The 21,168-nt window shown below is 71.1% G+C and carries 21 protein-coding genes; 19 read left to right on the forward strand and 2 right to left on the reverse strand.

The annotated features are described in order from the left end of the window. Positions 1-8: 8 nt before the first annotated feature. The 4 genes from ACA514_RS13115 (at position 9) to ACA514_RS13130 (ending at position 4,454) form a co-directional block, all read left to right on the forward strand. A complete protein-coding gene (locus ACA514_RS13115; RefSeq protein WP_375041353.1) occupies positions 9-1,181 on the forward strand; it encodes a spirocyclase AveC family protein in 1,173 nt (390 codons plus the stop codon). Between the two features lies 1 nt (position 1,182). Next, entirely contained in the window at positions 1,183-2,007 is an 825-nt protein-coding gene (locus ACA514_RS13120; RefSeq protein WP_375041354.1) for a CbbQ/NirQ/NorQ/GpvN family protein, read from the forward strand. Further along, on the forward strand, positions 2,004-3,701 hold the full coding sequence (locus tag ACA514_RS13125) for a nitric oxide reductase activation protein NorD (RefSeq protein WP_375041355.1): 1,698 nt from the start codon (positions 2,004-2,006) through the stop codon (positions 3,699-3,701). The genes ACA514_RS13120 and ACA514_RS13125 overlap by 4 nt, the downstream gene beginning before the upstream one ends. A gap of 150 nt (positions 3,702-3,851) precedes the next feature. Continuing rightward, positions 3,852-4,454 carry a TetR/AcrR family transcriptional regulator gene (locus tag ACA514_RS13130; RefSeq protein WP_375041356.1) on the forward strand — a complete coding sequence of 201 codons (603 nt, stop codon included), beginning with the start codon at positions 3,852-3,854 and terminating at the stop codon, positions 4,452-4,454. Here the strand turns inward: ACA514_RS13130 and ACA514_RS13135 are convergent. After that, a complete protein-coding gene (locus tag ACA514_RS13135; RefSeq protein WP_375041357.1) occupies positions 4,441-5,904 on the reverse strand; it encodes an aldehyde dehydrogenase in 1,464 nt (487 codons plus the stop codon). The two genes, ACA514_RS13130 and ACA514_RS13135, sit on opposite strands and share 14 nt — an antisense overlap. Positions 5,905-6,041: 137 nt before the next feature. On the opposite strand from ACA514_RS13135, the gene ACA514_RS13140 reads away from it, so the two are divergent. Genes ACA514_RS13140 through ACA514_RS13150 form a run of 3 tightly spaced genes read left to right on the forward strand, consistent with a single transcriptional unit; the run spans position 6,042 to position 8,505 of the window. Next, positions 6,042-7,331, forward strand: a complete 1,290-nt coding sequence (locus ACA514_RS13140; RefSeq protein ID WP_375041358.1) for an aromatic ring-hydroxylating dioxygenase subunit alpha — start codon at positions 6,042-6,044, stop codon at positions 7,329-7,331. After that, positions 7,328-7,663, forward strand: a complete 336-nt coding sequence (locus ACA514_RS13145; RefSeq protein WP_375041359.1) for a hypothetical protein — start codon at positions 7,328-7,330, stop codon at positions 7,661-7,663. The genes ACA514_RS13140 and ACA514_RS13145 overlap by 4 nt, the downstream gene beginning before the upstream one ends. After that, on the forward strand, positions 7,660-8,505 hold the full coding sequence (locus ACA514_RS13150; protein ID WP_375041360.1) for a TauD/TfdA dioxygenase family protein: 846 nt from the start codon (positions 7,660-7,662) through the stop codon (positions 8,503-8,505). Before ACA514_RS13145 ends, ACA514_RS13150 begins: the two co-directional genes overlap by 4 nt. Positions 8,506-8,512: 7 nt before the next feature. Here the strand turns inward: ACA514_RS13150 and ACA514_RS13155 are convergent, their stop codons facing one another. Further along, a complete protein-coding gene (locus ACA514_RS13155) occupies positions 8,513-9,133 on the reverse strand; it encodes a TetR/AcrR family transcriptional regulator (RefSeq protein WP_375041361.1) in 621 nt (206 codons plus the stop codon). A 205-nt stretch (positions 9,134-9,338) separates the two neighbouring features. On the opposite strand from ACA514_RS13155, the gene ACA514_RS13160 reads away from it, so the two are divergent. The 12 genes from ACA514_RS13160 to ACA514_RS13215 all read left to right on the forward strand — a co-directional run bounded on the left by ACA514_RS13160 (position 9,339) and on the right by ACA514_RS13215 (position 21,149). Continuing rightward, positions 9,339-10,103 carry an SDR family NAD(P)-dependent oxidoreductase gene (locus ACA514_RS13160; RefSeq protein WP_375041362.1) on the forward strand — a complete coding sequence of 255 codons (765 nt, stop codon included), beginning with the start codon at positions 9,339-9,341 and terminating at the stop codon, positions 10,101-10,103. A gap of 35 nt (positions 10,104-10,138) precedes the next feature. After that, positions 10,139-10,723, forward strand: a complete 585-nt coding sequence (locus ACA514_RS13165) for a carboxymuconolactone decarboxylase family protein (protein WP_375041363.1) — start codon at positions 10,139-10,141, stop codon at positions 10,721-10,723. Positions 10,724-10,749: 26 nt separating this feature from the next. Next, positions 10,750-12,009, forward strand: a complete 1,260-nt coding sequence (locus ACA514_RS13170) for an aromatic ring-hydroxylating dioxygenase subunit alpha (protein WP_375041364.1) — start codon at positions 10,750-10,752, stop codon at positions 12,007-12,009. After that, a complete protein-coding gene (locus tag ACA514_RS13175) occupies positions 12,006-12,338 on the forward strand; it encodes a hypothetical protein (RefSeq protein WP_375041365.1) in 333 nt (110 codons plus the stop codon). Before ACA514_RS13170 ends, ACA514_RS13175 begins: the two co-directional genes overlap by 4 nt. After that, complete coding sequence (locus tag ACA514_RS13180) at positions 12,335-13,618, forward strand: amidohydrolase family protein (RefSeq protein ID WP_375041366.1); 1,284 nt, start codon at positions 12,335-12,337, stop codon at positions 13,616-13,618. Before ACA514_RS13175 ends, ACA514_RS13180 begins: the two co-directional genes overlap by 4 nt. Then, entirely contained in the window at positions 13,600-13,920 is a 321-nt protein-coding gene (locus ACA514_RS13185) for a hypothetical protein (RefSeq protein ID WP_375041367.1), read from the forward strand. Before ACA514_RS13180 ends, ACA514_RS13185 begins: the two co-directional genes overlap by 19 nt. Before the next feature lie 710 nt (positions 13,921-14,630). Further along, positions 14,631-16,967, forward strand: a complete 2,337-nt coding sequence (locus tag ACA514_RS13190; RefSeq protein ID WP_375041368.1) for a xanthine dehydrogenase family protein molybdopterin-binding subunit — start codon at positions 14,631-14,633, stop codon at positions 16,965-16,967. Further along, positions 16,964-17,839, forward strand: coding sequence for an FAD binding domain-containing protein (locus tag ACA514_RS13195; RefSeq protein ID WP_375041369.1), 876 nt, complete (start codon positions 16,964-16,966; stop codon positions 17,837-17,839). The genes ACA514_RS13190 and ACA514_RS13195 overlap by 4 nt, the downstream gene beginning before the upstream one ends. Continuing rightward, a complete protein-coding gene (locus ACA514_RS13200) occupies positions 17,832-18,335 on the forward strand; it encodes a (2Fe-2S)-binding protein (protein WP_375041370.1) in 504 nt (167 codons plus the stop codon). Before ACA514_RS13195 ends, ACA514_RS13200 begins: the two co-directional genes overlap by 8 nt. After that, positions 18,332-19,021 (forward strand): SRPBCC family protein, encoded by a 690-nt coding sequence (locus ACA514_RS13205; RefSeq protein ID WP_375041371.1) that lies wholly within the window; start codon positions 18,332-18,334, stop codon positions 19,019-19,021. The genes ACA514_RS13200 and ACA514_RS13205 overlap by 4 nt, the downstream gene beginning before the upstream one ends. A gap of 27 nt (positions 19,022-19,048) precedes the next feature. Then, the gene (locus tag ACA514_RS13210) at positions 19,049-19,885 is read left to right on the forward strand and encodes a mycofactocin-coupled SDR family oxidoreductase (protein WP_375041372.1); all 837 of its coding nucleotides are present in this window, start codon (positions 19,049-19,051) and stop codon (positions 19,883-19,885) included. A 70-nt stretch (positions 19,886-19,955) separates the two neighbouring features. Further along, a complete protein-coding gene (locus ACA514_RS13215) occupies positions 19,956-21,149 on the forward strand; it encodes a cytochrome P450 (protein WP_375041373.1) in 1,194 nt (397 codons plus the stop codon). Positions 21,150-21,168 lie beyond the last annotated feature (19 nt).

Consider the following 21,168-nt stretch of genomic DNA (forward strand, 5'->3'; position numbering starts at 1 on the left):
ACAGTGCCGTGGCCGGACAGTCGGAGAAGACGAGCACGCCCGCCGTCACCGAGTCGCTCGATTCGGCGGCCTCGCTCGGCGCCCAGACGCAGTCCACGACCAAACCCGTCCGGATCTGGGCCGTCATCGGGGGCGCGATCCTGATCTTCCAGCTCTACGTGTGGATCCGCTGGCTCACCGGGCCCCATCTCAAGCGGGTGCCCCAGGGGCCGAGCGATCCGCCGACGCTCATGAAGGCGGTCCTGATCGTCTGGACCGCCGTGATCATCCTCGGCCTGCCGGTCGGCATCTACTACTTCATCGTCAGGCCGTGGCGGCGGGAGCGCCGCATCACGCTGGACGGGATGCTCCTGGTCTCCTGCGGCCTGCTCTTCTTCCAGGATCCACTGCTGAACTACTTCAACACGTGGAGCACCTACAACACCTGGATGTGGAACCTCGGCTCGTGGACGCAGGACGTCCCGGGCTGGCAGTCGTTCGGGGAACCGGGCCACATGATGGCCGAACCGCTGCTGATGAACGCGCCGGGCTACTCCTACGGAGTCCTCATCTGCACGATCCTCGGCTGCTGGATCATGCGGCGGGCCAAGGCGCGGTGGCCGGGGATCAGCAACGCCGGGCTGATCGGCGTCCTGGTGGTGTGGTCGTTCTTCTTCGACCTCGTCATCGAGGGCCTGTTCCTGATGCCGATGGGGCTGTTCACCTACCCGGGCGCGATCAGGTCCGTGTCGATCAACGCCGGCACCTACTACCAGTGGCCGATCTACGAAGGGCTCATGTGGGGCGGCGTCCAGGCCGGTCTGTGCGCCCTGCGCTACTTCACCGACGACCGCGGCCGGACGTTCGTGGAGCGGGGACTGGAACGCGTCCGGGGCGGGTTCGTGCGGCAGCAGTTCACCCGCTTCCTGGCGATCTTCGCGGCGTGCAGCGCGTTCTTCTTCGTGTTCTACAACGTCCCCGTGCAGTGGTTCGCGCTGCACCCCGATCCCTGGCCGAAGGACGTCCAGAAGCGCTCGTACTTCCTGATGGGCATCTGCGGCGAGGGAACGGGACGGCTGTGCCCCGACCCCGCCCTGCCGGTCCCCGGCAAGGGCTCCGCCACCATCGGCCCGGACGGCAAGGTCGTCCCTCCCAAGGGCAAGGAGCTCCCGACGATCGTTCCCTTCGACAGGAGCCGCTGAGATGCTGACCAATGGATCCGGATCCGTCGCCGTCCAGCCGGCTTCGGAGGCGCCGTTCTACCGGGCCGTCGGCGACGAGGCGGAGGTCTTCCGCGCCGCGGCCGGCGGCGGCCTGCCGGTGCTGCTGAAAGGGCCCACGGGATGCGGGAAGACCCGCTTCGTGGAGGCCATGGCCCACGAGCTCGGCCGCGAGCTGATCACCGTCGCCGGTCACGAGGACATGACGTCGGCGGACCTGGTCGGCCGGTTCCTACTCAAGGGCGGCGAAACGGTCTGGGTGGACGGCCCGCTGACCCGCGCCGTGCGCGAGGGCGCCATCTGCTACCTGGACGAGGTGGTGGAGGCGCGCCAGGACACCGTCGTGGTCATCCATCCGCTCGCCGACCACCGCCGCGAGCTCGCCCTCGACCGGCTCGGCACGACGCTGTCGGCGGCGCCCGGGTTCCAGCTGGTGATCTCCTACAACCCCGGCTACCAGAGCGTCCTGAAGAACATCAAGGAGTCGACCCGGCAGCGTTTCGTCGCCATCGAGCTCGACTTCCCGCCCGCCGAGATCGAGGAGCAGGTCGTCGCGCACGAGGCCGGGATCGATGCCGGGACCGCGGGCACCCTGGTCGGGCTCGGCAACGCCATCCGGAACCTGGACGGCTCACCGCTGCGCGAAGTGTCGTCCACGCGGATGCTGATCCTCGCGGGCTGCCTGGTCGCACAGGGGCTGAGCCTGCGCGTTGCCGTCCAGTCCGCCGTCGTCCAGACCCTCTCCGACGACCCGGACGTCGTCCGCGCGCTCGGCGAGCTCGCCGATGCCGTCCTGCCCCCGGCATGACCGCGTCCGACACCGGCGGCCCGCACCGGTTCCGCCTCCTCGCCACCTCCATCGCCGGCAGGTCCGTCGATGTCGCGGAGGCGCGGGACGGCGAGGCCGCTCACACGAACGGCCAGGTCGTGTTCGTGTCGGCCGGCGGCTCCGTCGCCCGGCAGCGCAGCGAGGTCGTGGTCCAGAGCGCTCTGCTCGGCGCGGGGAGCCTGGACCAGCGATGGGTGAAGGGCCTGTGGGCGCGTCCTTCCGTGGCGCGCCGCTACCTGGCGCTCGAAGGCCGCCGGGTGCTCGCCGACCTCGCCGGACGGTATCCGCTCGCGGCCGCGCTCGGCGTCGACGGGGAACCGGGCACCGCGACCGCCCGCGAGTCACTGGAGCTGGCCAGGAGCCGAGCGGAGGTGCCCGACCCGCCGGAGTGGTTCGGCGTCGTCAAACCGTCCCGGCTGCTGGCTCCCTCCGCGGGGCCGGGCGCGCGGGCCACCGACCAGGAACTGCGCCTGGAGTTCGACCCCCTCGACCTGCCGGAGGCCGATGACGAAGGCGACGAGGAGGAGCCCGCGGAGAGCAAGGCCCTCAAGCTGTTCGAGAATCCGCTGTTCGCGTCGCGGGCCCTCACGGACTACCTCCGCAAGATGCTCGGCGGCTCGCGGGGTTCCGCGGACGGCGCCGCAGGCGCGGAGGCGAAGGTCCGCGCCGTGCGGCGGGTGTCCAAGATCGGGGAACACGCCCGGCCCCTCCCCACGCGGATCCACTTCACCGATGACGGCAAGCCCGGAGCCGCCATCGGGGTCGGTGGAGCCCTGCATCCGGAATGGGACGTGCACAAGAATCGGTATCGGCCCGACTGGTGCCGCGTCCTCGACTTCCCGTTGACCGTCGCGGCCGACATCGCCGCCGCCGGTGTTCCGCAGGACGACGTGCTCCGGCGGCGCCTGTCCCGCCTCGGTCTCGGCCCCAAGGTCCTGCGCCGCCGTCCCGACGGCGACGAGATCGACATCGAGCCGCTGATCGAGCTGTTCGTCGACGTGCGCTCCGGACACTCGCCGCCCGAGAACGTCTACCTGGACCGGCGCAAACGTGCGCGCGACCTCGGCGTCCTCATCCTGCTCGACGCCTCCGGGTCCGTCACCGACGCCGACCAGGCCGGCCTCGCCGTCCACGACCACCAGCGGCGGGCGGCCGCGACACTGGCCGCCACGCTCGAACAGCTCGGCGACCGCGTCGCCGTCTACGCGTTCCGCTCGCAAGGCCGGAACGCCGTCCATCTCCCGGCCATCAAGGCGTTCGGGCAGCGTTTCGACGCTCTCGGGCGCGCCCGGCTCAATCAGCTCCAACCCTCCGGCTATACGCGCCTCGGCGCCGGTATCCGCGGTGCGGGGGAAATCCTCAAAAGGGAGGCCGGTACGCCGAATCGACTGCTCATCGTCCTTTCGGACGGGTTTCCCTATGACAACGGCTACGAAGGGCGTTACGCGGAAGCCGATGTCGGCAAGGCGCTAGAAGAACTCCACGCCGACGGCATGGCATGCCTCTGCCTTTCCATCGGCACCGCCACGACCGTCGATGCCCTCGAACGCGTCTTCGGCTCCGCGAGCTACGCCAATGCCGCGGCGCTCGCCGAGTTGAGCCCGCGAATGGACGAGTTGTTCCTGTCCGCCCTCCGGCGACTCGCCGTGCCAGTGGCGCAGGCCAGGACATGAGCATCTGCACCTGGAGGCGGGCCTGGGCTCCTTCGCGTCCGGAGGTGCCCGGCCCGCCCGCCCGTGCGGGACGTCCGTGCCCGCGTACCGGCGCCGGCCCCCCGGCGCACCGTGGGCGTCGCGCACGCCTGTGCTGGCATAATTGCCCACATGGTTGAGCGTTGGACGAGGGAGCGGCGCCGCGACCACACCCGTTCGCTGCTCGTGGACGCCGCGGAGGAGGTGTTCGCCGAAAAGGGCTTCACGCAGGCGACTCTCGATGACATCGCTCATGCGGCCGGCTTCACCAAGGGCGCCATCTACAAGCATTTCGGCACGAAGGAAGACCTTTTCCTGGCGGTCAGCGACCGGCACTGGCGCCGTTACTTCGACAATTTCGCCGAAGTGGTGTCGGCGGTGACCGAGGTCGGGGCGCGCGAACTCGACGAGGTCGCGCGGCGGTGGCGCGAGCTCAGCCGCGACCGCGGCGCCGAGCACGCCGCACTGGGCCACGAGTTCACCCTGTACCTGCTCCGCAATCCCGAGGCCCGGGAACGGGTGGAGAGCAAGAGGTCGGAGGTCGTCGAGGAGCTGGCGAGGTTCATCGTCGAGGGCGTCGACCACGTCGGCGGGACGCTGCTGATCCCGCCGGCGACGTTCGCGCACGTGCTCATCGCCACCAGCGACTCCGTCGTCCTCGGCAGCCAGCTCGACGACGTCGACCTGTACCGGCCGATCCTCGAGATGTACCTGTCGGTGATCAAACTGCCCTGACCGGCGGCGGCGCGACCGAGATCGACTTGGTGTCGAGGTAGCCGTCGAGGCCCTCATGGCCGAGTTCGCGGCCGTAGCCGCTGGCCTTGACGCCGCCGAAGGGCGCCGCCGGGTCCATCGAGTACCCCTGGTTCACGCCGAAGGTCCCGGTGCGCACCCGGGCGGCCACGTCGAGCCCGTGCCCGGTGTCGGCGGTGAACACCGCGCCGGCGAGGCCGTACTCGGAGTCGTTGGCGATGCGGACGGCCTCGTCCTCGTCCCGGTACGGGATCACGGCGATCACCGGCCCGAAGATCTCCTCCCGCGCGATCGTCATCGAGGGGTCGACGTCGCTGAACACGGTCGGGCGCACGTACCACCCGCGCCGGACGCCCTCGGGCAGGTCGGTGCCGCCGGCGATGAGCCGGGCGCCTTCACGCAGGCCGCTGTCGATGTACCGGCGCACCCGCAGCCGCTGCCGCTCGGTCACGAGCGGGCCCATCTCGGTCCGCGGGTCGGCCGGGTCCCCGATCCTGATGGCGTCCAGCGTCGAGGCGAGCGCCTCGGCGTGATCGTCGATGAGGCGCGCCGGGACGAGCACGCGGGTGAGGGCGTTGCAGATCTGACCGGCCATGCCCATGCCCGAGAAGCGGACGGCGGTCGCCACGGCCGCCGGGTCGGCGTCGTCCAGCGCGATGGCCGCCGACTTCCCGCCGAGCTCGAGGCCGACCCTGGTCAGGTTCGCCGCGCACGCCGCGGCCACCTGCCGGCCGGCCGCCGTCGAGCCGGTGAAGGAGACCTTGTCGACACCGGGGTGGGCGACGAGGTAGGCGCTCACGTCGCGGTCGGCCGGGACGACGCTCACGACGCCCGGCGGGACGCCGGCCCGCTCGAACAGCTCCGCGAGGAACAGCGCGTCGAGCGGCGCCTCGGGGGCGGGCTTGAGAACGACCGTGCAGCCGGCGAGCAGCGCCGGGACGACCTTGGTGACCGTCAGGAACTGCGGCATGTTCCACGGGACCACCGCGGCGACGACGCCGACGGGCTCCCTGCGCAGGACGATGTCCTGCCCGTACACGCCGGGCCGGCACTCCCGCCACGGATGCTTCTCGGCGATGTCGGTGAGCGCGCTCATCATCGACCAGGGCAGGGCGACCTGCGCGCGCTTGGCGAAGGAGATCGGAGCGCCCAGTTCGGCTGTGATGAGCTCGGCGAGTTCGTCGCGCCGCTCGCCGTAGAGCGCGGCCAGCCGGCGGATCACCCCGATCCGCTCGGCGGGTTCGGTGCGCGGCCACGGCCCCTCGTCGAACGCCCGCCGGGCCGCGGCGACGGCGCGGTCGACGTCGGCGACGCCCGCCGCGGCGACGCGGGCGATCGGCTCCTCGGTGACGGGCGAGATCACCTCGATGCGCCGGCCGGTGCTCGGGGCGACCCACTCGCTCCCGATGAACAGTTCTTTCCGCTCGCTCATGGATCGCTCCTCGTGCCGCCGGGCTCGCAGCGCCTTGCGGTCCCGGTCCGCGACGTGTTATTCAGGTCATGTTAGTCAGTCGATGAACATCGTGACCAGATGTCATCGGACGGCACCTCAGAACGGGAGGATCGGCCATGGCGCGCGCGGACGCACCGGCGGAGGCCAGTTGGACCGGACGGGTCCCGGAGATGGGCACCGGCCTCGTGTCGTACGAGGACTCGATCTCGCCGGAGTTCTACGAGCTCGAACGCGAGGCGATCTTCCGGCGGGCGTGGCTCAACGTCGGCCGGGTCGAGCAGCTGCGCCGCAAGGGCGGCTTCTTCACCAAGGACCTCGAGGTCGCCAAGACCTCCATCATCGTCACGCGGGGCCTCGACGACCAGGTCCGCGCCTTCCACAACGTGTGCCGCCACCGCGGCAACAAGCTGCTGTGGGGGGAGACGCCGCGGGACGAGACCAGCGGCGTGTGCCGCGAGTTCATGTGCAAGTACCACGGCTGGCGGTACGGCCTGGACGGCTCGCTGAAGTTCGTGCTCCAGGAAGAGGAGTACTTCGACTTCGACAAGTCCGCGTTCCCGCTCGTCCCGGTGCACTGCGAGGTCTGGGAGGGCTTCATCTTCGTCAACCTGGCCGACGAGCCGAGCCAGTCGCTGCTGGAGTTCCTCGGGCCGATGGTGCGCGGGCTGGAGGGCTACCCGTTCCACCTGCTCACCGAGCGGTACGCGTTCAAGGCCGACCTCCTCAGCAACTGGAAGATCTTCCTCGACGCGTTCCAGGAGTACTACCACGCGCCGATCCTGCACTCGCAGCAGCAGGTCCCGGCCCTGCGGAGCCTCCAGAACGGCTTCAAGGTCCCGCACTTCCAGATGGACGGGCCGCACCGGCTGATGAGCACCGGCGGCTGGAAGGGCGTGCCCCGGCACATGACCCCGCCGGACCAGATGTACCCGATCGAGCATGTCACCGAGTCCGGCCTCATGGGCCCGTGGGAGCGCCCGGACATCCCCGAGCTCGACCCCGTGAACCTGCCGGCCGGGCTCAATCCCGGCGGGCTCGACCCGTGGTCGATCTCGAACTTCCAGATCTTCCCCAACTTCGTGATCCTGGTGTACGAGCGGGGCTGGTACCTCACGTACCAGTACTGGCCGACGTCCCATAACACGCACATGTGGGAGATGTCGTACTACTTCCCGCCGTCGCGCAACGCCAGCGAGCGGATCCGCCACGAGGTCACGGCGGTCGTGTCCAAGGAGGCCGGCCTCCAGGACGCGGGCACCCTCGACGGCACCCAAATGGGCCTGGAGTCGCGGGTCATCGACAAGTACCCGCTGTGCGACCAGGAGGTGACGGTCCGGCACCTGCACAAGGTCGTCGACGACTGGGTGCAGTCCTACCTGCGGGGCGGGAAGACGGTGCCGGCATGAGCGACCGGATGCTTCCGGAGGAGTTCGCCGAATGCGAGCCCTTCGCCGCCAAATGGTGCATCGCGACCGAGCCCGCCCGTTACGCCGAGCGGCTGAACAGCACGGTGGAGGAGATGCAGGCGTTCTACGACGCGATGTACCCCCGCGTGCGCGACGCCATGGCGCACCTCGACAAGTTCTCCCTGCACGACCTGCCCGAGCAGGAGCTGAACCTGCTCCGCCTCGTGTACTCGCTGATCATGGTCTCGCTGCCCGTCGAGGTCTGGCACCAGCCCAAGGTCATCGACTCCGGCACCGCCTACTTCGACCGCTACCTGGAGCCCGCGCCGTGACGGCGACGCTCGCCTGCCGGCCCCTCGCCGCCACCGTCGGCGCCGAGGTCGGCGGCCTCGACGCCGGCCGGCTGGCCCGGGACGACGCGGTGGCCGGGGCCGTCATGGAGGCGCTCGAGCAGTACGGCGTCCTGGTCTTCCGCGGCCTCCACCTCGGCCCGGAGGACCAGGTCGCCTTCGCGCGGCGGCTCGGCGAGATCGACTACGAACCCGGGCACCATCCCGTCCGCGGGATCTACCGCGTGACCCTCGACAAGGCCAAGAACTCCTCCGCCGACTACCTGAAGGCCACCTTCGAGTGGCACATGGACGGCTGCACGCCGCTCCACGGCGAGCCGCCGCAGAAGGCCACCGTCCTCAGCGCCAAGCAGGTCGCCGCCAGCGGCGGGGAGACGGAGTTCGCCAGCACCTACGCCGCCTACGACCTGCTCGGCGACGAGGAGAAGGAACGGCTCGGGTCCCTGCACGTCGTGCACACGCTCGAGGCGTCCCAGCGGCGGGTCCATCCCGATCCCGCGCCCGAGCAGCTCGAACGGTGGCGCAAGCGGCCCTCCTCGACCCATCCGCTGGTCTGGAGGCGCCGCACCGGCCGCAGGTCGCTCGTCGTCGGCGCCCATGCCGACCACGTCGTCGGGATGGGCACCGGCGAGGGCCGGACGCTGCTCGCGGAACTGCTCGACCGGACGACGGCGCCCGGTCGCGTCTACCGTCACCGGTGGTCGGTGGGGGACACCGTCATCTGGGACAACACCGGCGTGGTGCATCGCGCCGCGCCCTATCCGCCGGACTCGCCCCGCGAGCTGCTCCGCACGACCGTCTTCGGGGACGAGCCGATCCGCTGAGGGCCGCTCACTCGGCGGGGCCGGCGACGGCCTCGTCCTGCGCCGGCCGCCGGTCGCCCTCCAGGGCGCGGATCTCCCGCTCGATGACCGCGACCGCCTCGGCGTGCCCGATGTCGAGGTCGAACCCCTCTTCGATGTGCAGGAAGCGGGAGATGCCGGCCATGAACAGGATCAGCGTGACGGGCGGCCACCGCTGCGGATCGACGCCGTAGCCTTCGAGGACGTCCGAGAGCGTTTCGAGCTGGAGCATCCGGAACTTCCGCGAATACGCGGCGATCTCGGAACGGATGGCCTTGCGGTGGTTGGCCAGCGCGATGAACTCCATGGTGAGCGCGTTGCTCGAGTAGTCGTGGGTCAGTTCCCAGACGGCCCACAGCGGCTGGGGCGACCGCAGCGCCCGCTTGAGCCGCTCCAGGCTCCGCTCGGCGCCCCGGCGGAAGAGCTCGGTGAACAGGTTGTCCATCGTCCCGAAGTAGTAGAAGACCAGCGCGTTGTTGAGCCCGGCCTTCGCGCCGAGCCGGCGGGTGGTGACGGCGGCGTAGCCCTCCTCGAGCATGAGCTCCGCGGTGGCGTCGAGCAGCGCGGTGCGGGTGGCCGAGTCGTCGACCGGGCTTCGCCGTGCCGGCATGCGCGTCCTTCCTTTCGGCTTCGGATGCCTCCCCAGTATGGCCGCAGTCCGCCGGACCCCGGTCTTGCCCTCGGCCCGGGGGCCGTGTTAGTCATGTGCACAAAGGATGTTAGTCGATTGACTAGCATCCCGCCGGGACCGTGCCCGGACCGCTTCGCCATCGATCACCACCAGCACCATCAGCACCACGAGGAAGGACGGAGCGATGCCGCATGACAGGGGAAGCAGGTCCCGGGTGGCCGTGGTCACCGGCGGAGCCTCGGGCATCGGCGAGGCCACCTGCCGCCACCTGGCCGGGCGGGGCCATCGCGTCGCCGTGCTCGACCTCGACGGCGACGGCGCCGACCGGGTCGCCAAGGAGCTGCGGTCGGACGGGGCCGAGGCGCTCGGGCTCGCCGCAGACGTCGCCGACCGTCCCGGCCTCGAAGCGGCCTTCGCCGCGGTCCGGACGACGCTCGGGCCGACGGAGATCCTCGTGACCAGCGCCGGCCTCGTCGCGTTCGAGCAGTTCGAGCAGATCACGCCCGAACGCTGGAACCGCCTCATCGACGTGAACCTCACCGGCACCTTCAACTGCTGCCAGCTGGCCGTGCCCGACATGGTCGCGGCGCGGTGGGGCCGCATCGTCACCATCGCCTCGTCCAGCGCCCAGCGCGGCTCGCCGGACATGGCGCACTACGCGGCGGCCAAAGGCGGAGTGATCGTGCTGACCAAGTCGCTGGCCCGCGCCTACGCGTCCCACGGCATCACGGTCAACAGCATTCCGCCATCGGGGATCGAGACACCGATGCAGCACCGGTCCCAGGCCGAGGGGGACCTGCCCTCCAACGAGACCATCGCCGCGACGATCCCGCTCGGCCGCCTCGGGACTCCGGACGACATCGCCGCGGCGGCGGCCTTCCTCGCCTCCGAGGAGGCCGGCTTCATCACCGGCCAGGTCCTCGGCGTCAACGGCGGGTCGGTCCTGTGACGCCGGCGGCCGCGGCCAGGATGGCGCCCCTGCCGGTGGCCGAGTGGGCGGAGGAGGAACGCGAACTGCTCCGCGGCAACATGGCCCGCGCCGACCGGTACCTCACCGGAGACGCCGACGCGCCCCCGCTGCCGTCCATCCTCGGCCTGTTCGCGCGGCACCCCCGGCTGGGCGCGTCCTGGCTGGCGTTCAGCGGCATGCTGCTCGACGACGGCACCCTCGACCCCCGCGACCGCGAACTGCTGATCCTGCGGGTCGGCTGGCGGACGCGCTGCCGCTACCAGTGGGCGCAGCACGTCGGCATGGCGCAGGCCGCCGGGCTGGCGCCCGAGCAGGTCGCCGCCGTCCCCGAGGGCGCCGCGGCCGAGATCTGGACCGAGCGCGACCGCGACATCCTGCGCGCCGTGGACCAGCTCGTGGACGGGCACACCGTCGACGACGCCACCTGGGAGCGCCTCGCCGGCCACTTCGACGAGCGCCGGCTCCTCGAACTGCTCTTCGCCGTGGGCGGCTACACGTGCCTGGCCATTGTGCTCAACAGCGTCGGGCTGGAGCCCGCCGGTGGGCCCGACCCGGAGACCGTGCCCGTTCCCGGCCCCGCGGGACCGCCCGCCCAGTGACCCCACCACCCCGAAGGAGGAGGACCATGCCGCGCTTCCCCAAGCCACCGGAAGGCAGCTGGACCCAGCACTACCCCGAACTCGGCACGGACCCGGTGTCCTACGAGGACTCGATCACACCGGAATTCTACGAACGCGAGAAGGAAGCGATCTTCAAGCGCGCCTGGCTCAACGTCGGCCGGGTGGAGCAGCTTCCGCGCAAGGGCAGCTACTTCACCAAGGACGTCGCCGCCGCCCACGCCGCAATCCTCGTGGTGCGCGACAAGCAGGGCCAGGTCCGCGCCTTCCACAACGTCTGCCGCCACCGCGGCAACAAGCTCGCCTGGACCGACGACCCCAAGAAGGACACCGCGGGCTTCTGCCGGCAGTTCACGTGCAAATACCACGGCTGGCGCTACGATCTCGACGGCTCGCTGACCTTCATCCAGCAGGAGGGCGAGTTCTTCGACGTCGACAAGAGCCGCAACGGCCTCGCGCCGGTGCACTGCGACGTCTGGGCCGGATTCATTTTCGTCAACTTCGCCCCGGAACCCGAGCAGTCGCTGCACGACTTCCTCGGCCCGATGGTGACCGCCCTTGACGGCTACCCGTTCGAGAAGCAGACCGCGCGTTTCGGCTACAGCACCACGATCCATGCCAACTGGAAGTTGTACATGGACGCGTTCGCCGAGTTCTACCACGCTCCGGTCCTGCACGCGAAGCAGTCGCCGGAGAAGTACTCATCGGCCGCCCAGCAGGCCGGTTTCGAGGCGCCGCACTACCAGATCGACGGGCCGCACCGGATGGTGAGCACGTCCGGCGTCCGCTTCTGGGAAATGGACTCCGAACTGGTCAAGCCCATGGAGATCCTGACCCGCAGCGGGCTGTTCGGGCCCTGGGACGAGGTCGACCTCGGGGAGATGCCGCCCGGCGTCAACCCGGCCAAATGCGACCCGTGGGGGCTGGACTCCTTCCAGCTGTTCCCGAACTTCGTGATCCTCATCTGGAGCCAGGGCTGGTATCTCACCTACCACTACTGGCCCACGTCGTACAACACGCACATCTTCGAGGGCAGCGTCTACTTCATGCCGGCCACCAACGTCCGCGAGCGCATCGCCCAGGAAATGGCGGCCGTGACGTTCAAGGAGTTCGCGCTGCAGGACTCCAACACGCTCGAAGCCACGCAGATGATGCTGGAGAACCGGTACGTCGACCGCTTCCACCTCAACGACCAGGAGATCCTTTGCCGGCACCTGCACAAGGCCGTCGGCGACTGGGTCGACGACTACGAGGGGGCGCACAAGTGAGCGCGCTGCTGCCCAAGGAATTCGCCGAGCTCGAGCCGTTCGCCGAGAAATGGTGCCTTCCCACGGAGCACGAGCGGTACGGTTCCCGGCTGGCCAGCACCACCGAGGAGATGCAGGCGTTCTACGACGCGGTCGTGCCCCGCGCCGAGGAGGCCATGTCCTACCTCGACGGGCTCCCGTTCGACGCCCTGCCCGACGACGCGGTGAACCTGCTGCACCTGCTGTACTCGATGATCCAGGTGTCGTTCCCGGTCGAGGTGTGGCGCCAGCCGCGCGTTCCCGACAGCGGGTCGTCGAGCTTCGACTGCGTCGTCGAGCCCGTGCCGTGACGGCGCCGATCGTCCTGCGGGCCCGGCGCTGGGCGGACGTCGACGCGGGGGAGGTCCGGTCCCCGGCGGCGATCGTGGTGGAGGGCGACCGCATCACCGCGATGAACCCCGCCGAGTTCCCCGCCGGGGCGACCGAGATCGACCTGGGCGATGTGACGCTGCTGCCCGGCTTGATGGACATGGAGCTCAACCTCCTGATCGGCGGCCCGGAGACCCCGACGGGCCTGCCCCTGCCGATGCACGGCGTCCAGGACGATCCGGCGTACCGCACGATCCGCGCGACGCTCAACGCCCGCAAGACGCTGCTCGCCGGCTTCACGACCGTCCGCAACCTCGGCCTGATGGTCAAGACGGGCGGCTACCTCCTGGACGTCGCGGTGCAGCGCGCCATCGACCAGGGGTGGGTGGAGGGACCCCGCATCATCCCGGCGGGCCATGCGATCACCCCGTACGGCGGCCACCTCGACCCCACCGTCTTCCAGCGGCTGGCACCGGGGATCATGCCGCTGAGCATCGGGGAGGGCATCGCCAACGGGGTGGGGGAGGTGCGCGCCTGCGTCCGGTACCAGATCCGCCACGGCGCCAAGGTGATCAAGGTGTCGGCGTCGGGCGGGGTCATGTCGCACAGCACCGGCCCCGGCTCCCAGCAGTACTCCGACGAGGAGCTCGCGGCGATCGCCGACGAGGCGCACCGGTCCGGCATCCGGGTGGCGGCGCACGCGGTGGGGGACCGGGCGGTCCGGGCCTGCGTCCGGGCCGGCATCGACTGCGTCGAACACGGCTTCCTGGCGACCGAGGAGACCCTCCGGATGATGGCCGAGCACGGGACGTTCCTCGTTTCGACGACCTATCTGACCGACGCCATGGACATCGGGCGGGCCGCGCCGGAACTGCAGAAGAAGGCGGCCGAGGTCTTTCCGCAGGCCAGGTCCATGCTGCCCAAGGCGATCGCCGCCGGGGTCAGGATCGCTTGCGGAACCGACGCGCCCGCCGTCCCGCACGGCGACAACGCCAAGGAACTCCTCGCCCTCGTGTCGCGCGGAATGACGCCGATGCAGGCGCTGCGGGCGGCGACGCTCACCAGCGCGGAACTGGTCGAACTGGACCACGAACTCGGCCGGCTGAGAGAAGGCGACATCGCCGACATCATCGCCGTGCCCGGCGACCCGTCCCAGGACATCTCCGTCACCCAGGACGTGCGGTTCGTCATGAAGGAAGGGCGCGTCCACAAGATGTCCGACCAGCAGGGAAAGGATCAGGCATGGCCAGCGGCGTCATGATCGTCGAATCGCGTCCCGCCTCCGCCGAGGAGGCCCCGGCTTACCACGACTGGTACGACAACAAGCACATCCCCGAAATCCTGAAACTGGAAGGATTCGTCTCCGCGCGGCGCCTTGAGCCTCTCGGCGGAGACACCTTCGTCGTCATCTATGAGATCGAAGGCGACCTGGAGAAGGCTCAGGCGGCGCTCCGCGAGGCGCAGTCGTCCGGAGCATTGTCGCGACCGGAGGGGGTTCTGCTCGACCCGCCGCCGAGCGTCCGCTACCTCCGCCTGCTCGGTGCGGCGGGCGAGGACGCCTGACGTCTCGTCGCCCTGCTTCGCCGCCCCGCGGCTGACGCACACCCGAGGCCGCCGCGCCCCCGGCGCGGCGGCCTCGGACGTCTGGCGTCCGCTGTTTCCGCTGGTCAGAGCGTGTTCTAGTGGCTCGCGCAAGAGCGCGGCCGCTCACCTCTTGCGTTTCGCCCGCCGATGAGGTGAACTCACAGTGAGACCGTACAGGTTTTTCTGTTTTGTTCAGTCGAGCGAGCGCGGCCCCTGGTCGCGCCCGGACCCCCAAGCCGAGTGCCGGCCGACCTGTGACCTCCGTCGGTAAGCACATTACCGAATAAGTAGAACGCTACTGCTGTGGAAAGAGTTGCACTTCTCGGCCAGTGCCACACGTTCGAGTGGGAGCGGGTGGCCGTGACGAACTGATCCGGAACTCGTCCGCATTCTGTGCGGCCGGCCCCGGTCGGGCGTTCCCGCAGGACGCGCGGGGAGGCCATGTCGGCATGCCGTCATTCACGAATGGAGCGGGATATGCCCTGCTCGGAGCGGTATTGACCCGGTTCGAAAGCGGCTGCTAAGCAGTTGCCTAGCATTTGCTGGGCGACTGACCAGCACCACGGATAGCGCGACGCGGCGACGGGTGCGGGCGCCGCGCACATGGCACAGGGAGGCCTTACGTTGGGTGAGTTGTTTCCGTTCGACCCGTCCCGCGCCGATGCGAGGGCGCCGGGGCCGGTGCACGGGTGAACGGCCTGAAACCGGCCGCGGCGCGCTACGCCGGGACCCGCGTGGCGCGCGTCGAGGACCCGCGGCTGCTGACCGGTCACGGAACCTACGTCGACGACGTGGTGCGGCCCGGCATGCTGCACGTCTGCTTCGTCCGCAGCCCCCTGGCCCGCGCGCGGATCGTGAGCGTCGACGCGGCCGAGGCGCTCGCCGTCGAGGGCGTCCACGCGGTGTTCCTGGCCGGCGACCTCAATCCGGACGTGCGCGAGCAGTGGTACACGCTGATCGGCCGGGACGTCCCGGACACGCCGCGCCCGCCGCTCGCCGGGGGCGAGGTCGAGTTCGTCGGCGACCCGGTGGCGATGGTGGTCGCCGACGACCGCTACATCGCCGAGGACGCCGCCGAGCTCGTGCTCGTGGAGTACGAGCCGCTGCCTCCGGTCGCGGACTACACCGCCGCGCGGGAGTCCGGCGAGCTGATCCACGACGGCTACCCGGCCAACGTCGCGGGGGAGATGGCCTCGGCCCCGCTCGACGCGGCGGTCTTCGACGAGGCGCCGCTGGCCGTGCGGCGGACGATCCACCAGCAGGCGTGCTCGCAGGTGCCGATCGAGACGCGCGGGCTCGTCGCGGAATGGTCGGCGCCCGCCGGCGAGCTGACGATCTGGGCGGCGACGCAGTCGCCGCACGAAGTGCGGCTGTTCTGCTCCCGGCTGCTGGGGCTGCCCGAGCAGCGGGTGCGGGTGGTGATGCGCGACACCGGCGGCGGGTTCGGCCAGAAGGTCGTCCCGCAGCGCGAGGACATGTGCGTCATGCTGGCCGCGCGGAAGGTGCCCGGGCCGCTGAAGTGGATCGAGGACCGGCGCGAGAACCTGATGTCGGCCGGGATGTCGCGGCACGAGCACGCCGACGCCCGGATCGCGTTCGACACCGACGGGACGATCCTGGCCGCCGCGATCGACCACGTCCAGGACGTGGGCGCGTACCCGGTGCCGTGGCCGGTCGGGACGTCCGCGGCCGTGGGCATGTTCTTCCCCGGCCCCTACCGCGTCCCGAAGGCCGCGTGGTCGACGACGTCGGTGTTCTCCAACACCGTCGGGCGGACGGCCTACCGCGGGCCCTGGCAGTTCGAGTCGGTGGCGCGCGAGCTGCTGCTGGACGCCGCGGCGCGCCGCCTCGGCATGGACCCGGCCGAGCTGCGCCGCAAGAACCTGCTGCGCCGCGACGAGCTGCCGTACACCAACCCCAACGGCATGCCCTACAGCGACATCACGCCGCTGGAGACGTTCGAGCAGGCACTGAAGATGCTCGACTACGAGGCGTTCCGGCACGAGCAGGAGCAGGCCCGCGCGGAAGGCCGCCACCTGGGCGTGGGCACCTGCACCTACGTCGAGCCCACCACGGCGGCGATGGCGCTGCACGCCACGGAGGGCGCGACGATCCGGATCGAGCCGTCCGGCAAGGTCAACGTGTACGTGTCGGGCGGGTCGAGCGGCAACAGCATCGAGACCACGGTCGTCCAGCTCACCGCCGACGCGCTGGGCGTGGACATCGCCGACGTCAGCACCATCCAGGGCGACACGGCGATCACCCCGTTCGGCGGCGGCGCGGCCGGCAGCCGGTCGGGCTCGATGACCGCCGGAGCCATCGCCGAGACGGCGTCGGTGCTGCGCGAGCGGATCGCCGCCATCGCGGCGCACCGGCTGGAGGCGGCCCCGGACGACATCGAGCTCGCCGGCGGGCACGCCCGCGTGCGCGGCGTCCCCGAGGTGGGGATCTCGCTGGCCGAGATCGCCGCCGCCTCCTACTTCCAGCCCGAGACGCTGCCGCCCGGCGTGCCGGCGGGGCTGGAGGCCAGCGGCCGGTACCGGCCGGAGAGCCCGCTCATCTGGGCCAACGCCACGCATCTGTGCACCTGCGAGGTCGACGTCACGACCGGCCGGGTGCGGCTGCTGCGCTACATCGTCAGCGAGGACTGCGGCCCGATGATCAACCCGAACGTGGTGGAGGGGCAGATCGCGGGCGGCGTCGTCCAGGGCATCGGGGGCGCCCTGTACGAGCATCTGGCCTACGACCCCGAAGGCAACCCCGTCGCCACCACCTTCATGGACTACCTCCTGCCCACGGCGGCCGAGATACCCGACATCGAGTACGGCCACATCGAGACCCCCTCGCCCGGCCCGGGCGGCTACAAGGGGGTCGGCGAGGGCGGCGCGATCGGGGCGCCGCCCGCGGTGGCGAACGCCGTCGCCGACGCGCTGTCCCCGTTCGGCGCGGAGATCACCCGGCTGCCGCTGACCCCCGAGACGGTCGTCGCGCTGGCCCGCGGCGCGGACGGGGCGGTGCCGCGATGAAGCCGCCGTCGTTCGAGTACCACGTCCCGGGCGACGTCGGCGAGGCCGTCGGCATGCTCGCCGACCTCGGCGACGACGCCAAGGCCATCGCCGGCGGGCAGAGCCTGGTGCCGATGCTCGCCCTCCGCCTGGCCGCGCCCGAGCACCTGGTCGACCTGCGCCGCCTGGACGGCCTGCGCCGCGTCGAGGAGAGCGACGGATCCGTCCGGATCGGCGCGTGCACCACCCAGGCCGCCGTCCAGCGGTCCGCGACGGTGGCGCGGGCCGTCCCGCTGCTCGCCCGTGCCACGCCGCTGATCGGCCACTTCCAGATTCGCAACCGCGGCACCATCGGCGGATCGCTGGCCCACGCCGACGCCGCGGCCGAGTACCCCGCGGTCGCCCTCGCGCTCGACGCGCGGATGGAGACGGTGTCGCCGCGCGGGGAACGGACCATCCCGGCCGGCCGGTTCTTCACCGGCCTGTGGAGCACCGCGCTCGACGAGGACGAGCTCCTGACCGCCGTCACGTTCCCGGCATGGCAGGGGCGCAGCGGGTTCGCGATCGAGGAGTTCGCCCGGCGCGGCGGCGACTTCGCCATCGCGGGCGCGGCCGTCGCCGTCGAGCTGGACGGCGACGACCGGATTCGCCGCTGCGGCATCGGGCTGTTCGGGCTCGGCTCGACGGCGCTGCGCTCCGCGGCGGCGGAGGCGGCCGCGACCGGCCGCGCGCTCGCGGACGTCGACCCCGGCGAGCTGGGACGCACCGCCATGGCGGCCCTCGAATCGGTCCCGTCCGATCTGCACGCGTCCACCGACTACCGCGCGCACGTCGGCGCCGCCGTCGTGGCGCAGGCGTGGCGGCGCGCCGCCCGGGAGGCCGAACATGCCTGATGTCACCGTCCAGATGCTGGTCAACGGCGCGCCGCGGCGCGCGACCGTCCCGCCCCGGCTCACCCTCGCCGACTTCCTGCGCGAGCGGTGCGGGCTCACCGGGACCCACCTCGGCTGCGAGCACGGCGTGTGCGGCGCCTGCACGATCCTCGTCGACGGGGAGGCCGTCCGCGCCTGCCTCGTCCTCGCGGTCCAGGCCGACGGCGCCGAGATCACCACCGTGGAGGGGATCGCCGCGCCCGACGGCGAGCTGTCCCCGGTGCAGGCGGCGTTCCGCGACCACCACGGCCTGCAGTGCGGATTCTGCACGCCCGGGTTCGTCGTCTCGGCCACCGCGTTCCTGCGCGACAACCCCGGCCCCACCGACGAGCAGATCCGCGACGCCATGTCGGGCAACCTGTGCCGCTGCACCGGATACCAGGGCATCCTCAACGCCGTCCGGGCGGCGGCGCGGACGGCGCCCTCCGAAGCGTCCGGATCGGAGGAGTCCGGATGAGACTCGAGAACACCCTCAGCATCCCGGTGCCCGCGGACGAGGCGTGGCGCGTCCTGCTCGACATCGAGCGGATCGCGCCGTGCGTGCCGGGCGCGACGCTCACCGGGCGCGACGGCGACCGCTACCACGGGAAGGTCAAGGTCAAACTCGGGCCCATCGGCCTGACCTACAGCGGGTCCGTCGCGTTCGTGTCCCTCGACGAGACGGCGAAGGTCGCCGTCATGGAGGCCGCCGGTCGGGAGACGCGCGGCGGCGGCACCGCGAAGGCGGTCGTCACCTGCCGGCTCATCGGCGCCGGGGACGCCACCGACGTCCGGGTCGAGACGGACCTCGCCATCACCGGCAAGCCCGCGCAGTTCGGCCGCGGCGCCCTCGCCGAGGTCGCCGCCGCCATCATCGGCCGGTTCGCCGCGAACCTCGCGGACGAGATCGCGCCCGCCGAGGCGGCGTCCTCTGCCCCGGAAGCCTCCTCTGAGGCAGAGGACGCACCACCCCCCGCGGCTTCCGCGCCGCCAGCCGCGCCGCCAGCCGCGCCGCCGCCCGCCCGGCGGCCGGCCGAGCCCATCGACCTGCTGCGGCCGGGCGGCCCCGAGACCGTCCGGCGCGCCGTCCCGATCGCGGCGGCCGCCGCCCTGCTGATGCTCCTCCTGGCCGTCCGGCGCCGCCGGAAGGCCGCACGCCCGTAGCGAACCGACCACAGAGAAGAGGAAGCGATGCCCGGACGAGTCGAAGGAAAAGTCGCGTTCATCACCGGTGCGGCCCGCGGCCAGGGACGCAGCCACGCCGTGCGTCTCGCGCAGGAGGGCGCGGACATCATCGCCATCGACATCTGCAAGCAGCTCGACAGCGTGCCGATCCCCATGTCCACTCCCGAGGACCTGGACGAGACCGTCGCCCAGGTCAAGGAGACGGGCCGGCGCATCATCGCGGCCCAGGCCGACGTCCGCGACTACGACGCGCTGAAGGCCGTCGTCGACGACGGCGTGACCCAGTTCGGCAGGCTGGACATCGTCGTCGCCAACGCCGGCCTCGCCGCCGACGGCGCCCCCGTCCAGGACCTGGACGAGAAGCTGTGGCGCGACTCGATCGACGTCAACCTGACCGGCGCCTGGCAGACCGCCAAGGCCGCCGTCCCGCACCTCATCGAGGGCGGGCGCGGCGGCTCCATCGTGCTGACCAGCTCCGTCGGGGGCCTCAAGGCGCACCCGAACGTCGCCAACTACATCGCCGGCAAGCACGGCGTCGTCGGCCTGATGCGCTCCCTGGCGGTGGAGCTCGCGCAGCACAGCATCCGCGTCAACTCCGTCCACCCCACGCAGGTGAACACGCCCATGCTGATGAACGACCTCACCTACCGGATGTTCCGCCCGGACCTGGAGAACCCGACCCAGGAGGACATGGCGCCGATCTCCCAGATGATGAACCTGCTGCCGGTGCCCTGGGTCGAGGCGGAGGATATCAGCAACGCGGTCCTGTTCCTGGTGTCGGACGACAGCCGCTACATCACCGGTGTGCCGCTCCCGATCGACGCCGGCTCGATGCTCAAGTGACCCGACCGATCCGAGCCCGGCGGGCGGGCCGCCGTCCCCTCACGCAGAAGCACGACCGGGAGGAACGCACGTGACCACCGACGATTCGTTGTACTGGGACCCCTACGACCCGAGGTTCACCGCGGACCCCTACCCGACCTACCGCCGGCTCAGGGACGAGGCGCCGCTGTACCACAACGAGAAACACGACTTCTACGCCGTCAGCCGGTACGCCGACATGGACCGGGGCCTGCCGGACTGGCAGACGTTCTCCTCGGCCCGCGGCAACATCCTGGAGTTCGTCAAGGCGGGCATCGAGCTGCCGCCGGGCACCCTCATCTTCGAGGACCCCGAGATCCACACCGTGCACCGCCGGCTGCTGGTCCGCGTCTTCACCCCCCGCCGCATCGCCGAGCTGGAGCCGCGGGTACGCGAGTTCTGCGTCCGCACCCTCGACCCGCTGGTGGGCCTGGACCGCTTCGACCTCGCCGCCGAGGTCGGCGCCCAGATGCCGATGCGCGTGATCGGCATGCTCTTCGGGATCCCGGAGGCCGACCTGCCCGCGCTGCGCGACTCGGCCGACGAGAGCCTGCGCACCGAGGCCGGCGGGCAGATGGACCTCAAGGAAGGCGCCATCCTCAGCAACGAGATGTTCGGCGACTACATCGACTGGCGGATGAAGAACCCGTCCGACGACCTCATGACGCAGCTGCTGACCACCGAGTTCGAGGACGAGAACGGCGAGCGGCGCACGCTCACCCGCGACGAGGTGCTCACCTACGTGACGGTCGTCGCGGGCGCCGGCAACGAGACGACCGGGCGGCTCATCGCATGGATCGGATCGGTCCTGGCCCAGAACCCCGACCAGCGCCAGGAGCTCGTCGACGACCCGTCCCTGATCACCAACGCCGTCGAGGAGGTCCTGCGGCTGGAGGGGCCGGGCCCCTACATCGCCCGGCACGTCACCCGGGACGTGGAGTTCCACGGCCGGACGGTGCCCGAGGGCAGCGCCTTGATGTTCATCGTCGCCTCCGCGAACCGCGACGAGCGGCGCTACCCCGACCCGGACCGCTTCGACATCCATCGCAGCATCGGGCAGCACATGGGGTTCGGCGTCGGCATCCACTACTGCCTGGGCGCCGCGCTGGCCCGGCTGGAGGGACGGGTGGCGCTGGAGGAGATGCTGCGGCGCTGGCCCCGGTGGGACGTGGACTGGGACAACGCCAAGCTGGCGCAGACGTCCACCGTCCGCGGATGGGAGACCCTGCCGCTCGTCCTCGGCTGATCGCGGTGGAGTCGGCGAG

It is taken from the genome of Actinomadura sp. NTSP31, from assembly GCF_041951385.1.
GTDB classification, from domain to species: domain Bacteria; phylum Actinomycetota; class Actinomycetes; order Streptosporangiales; family Streptosporangiaceae; genus Spirillospora; species Spirillospora napierensis.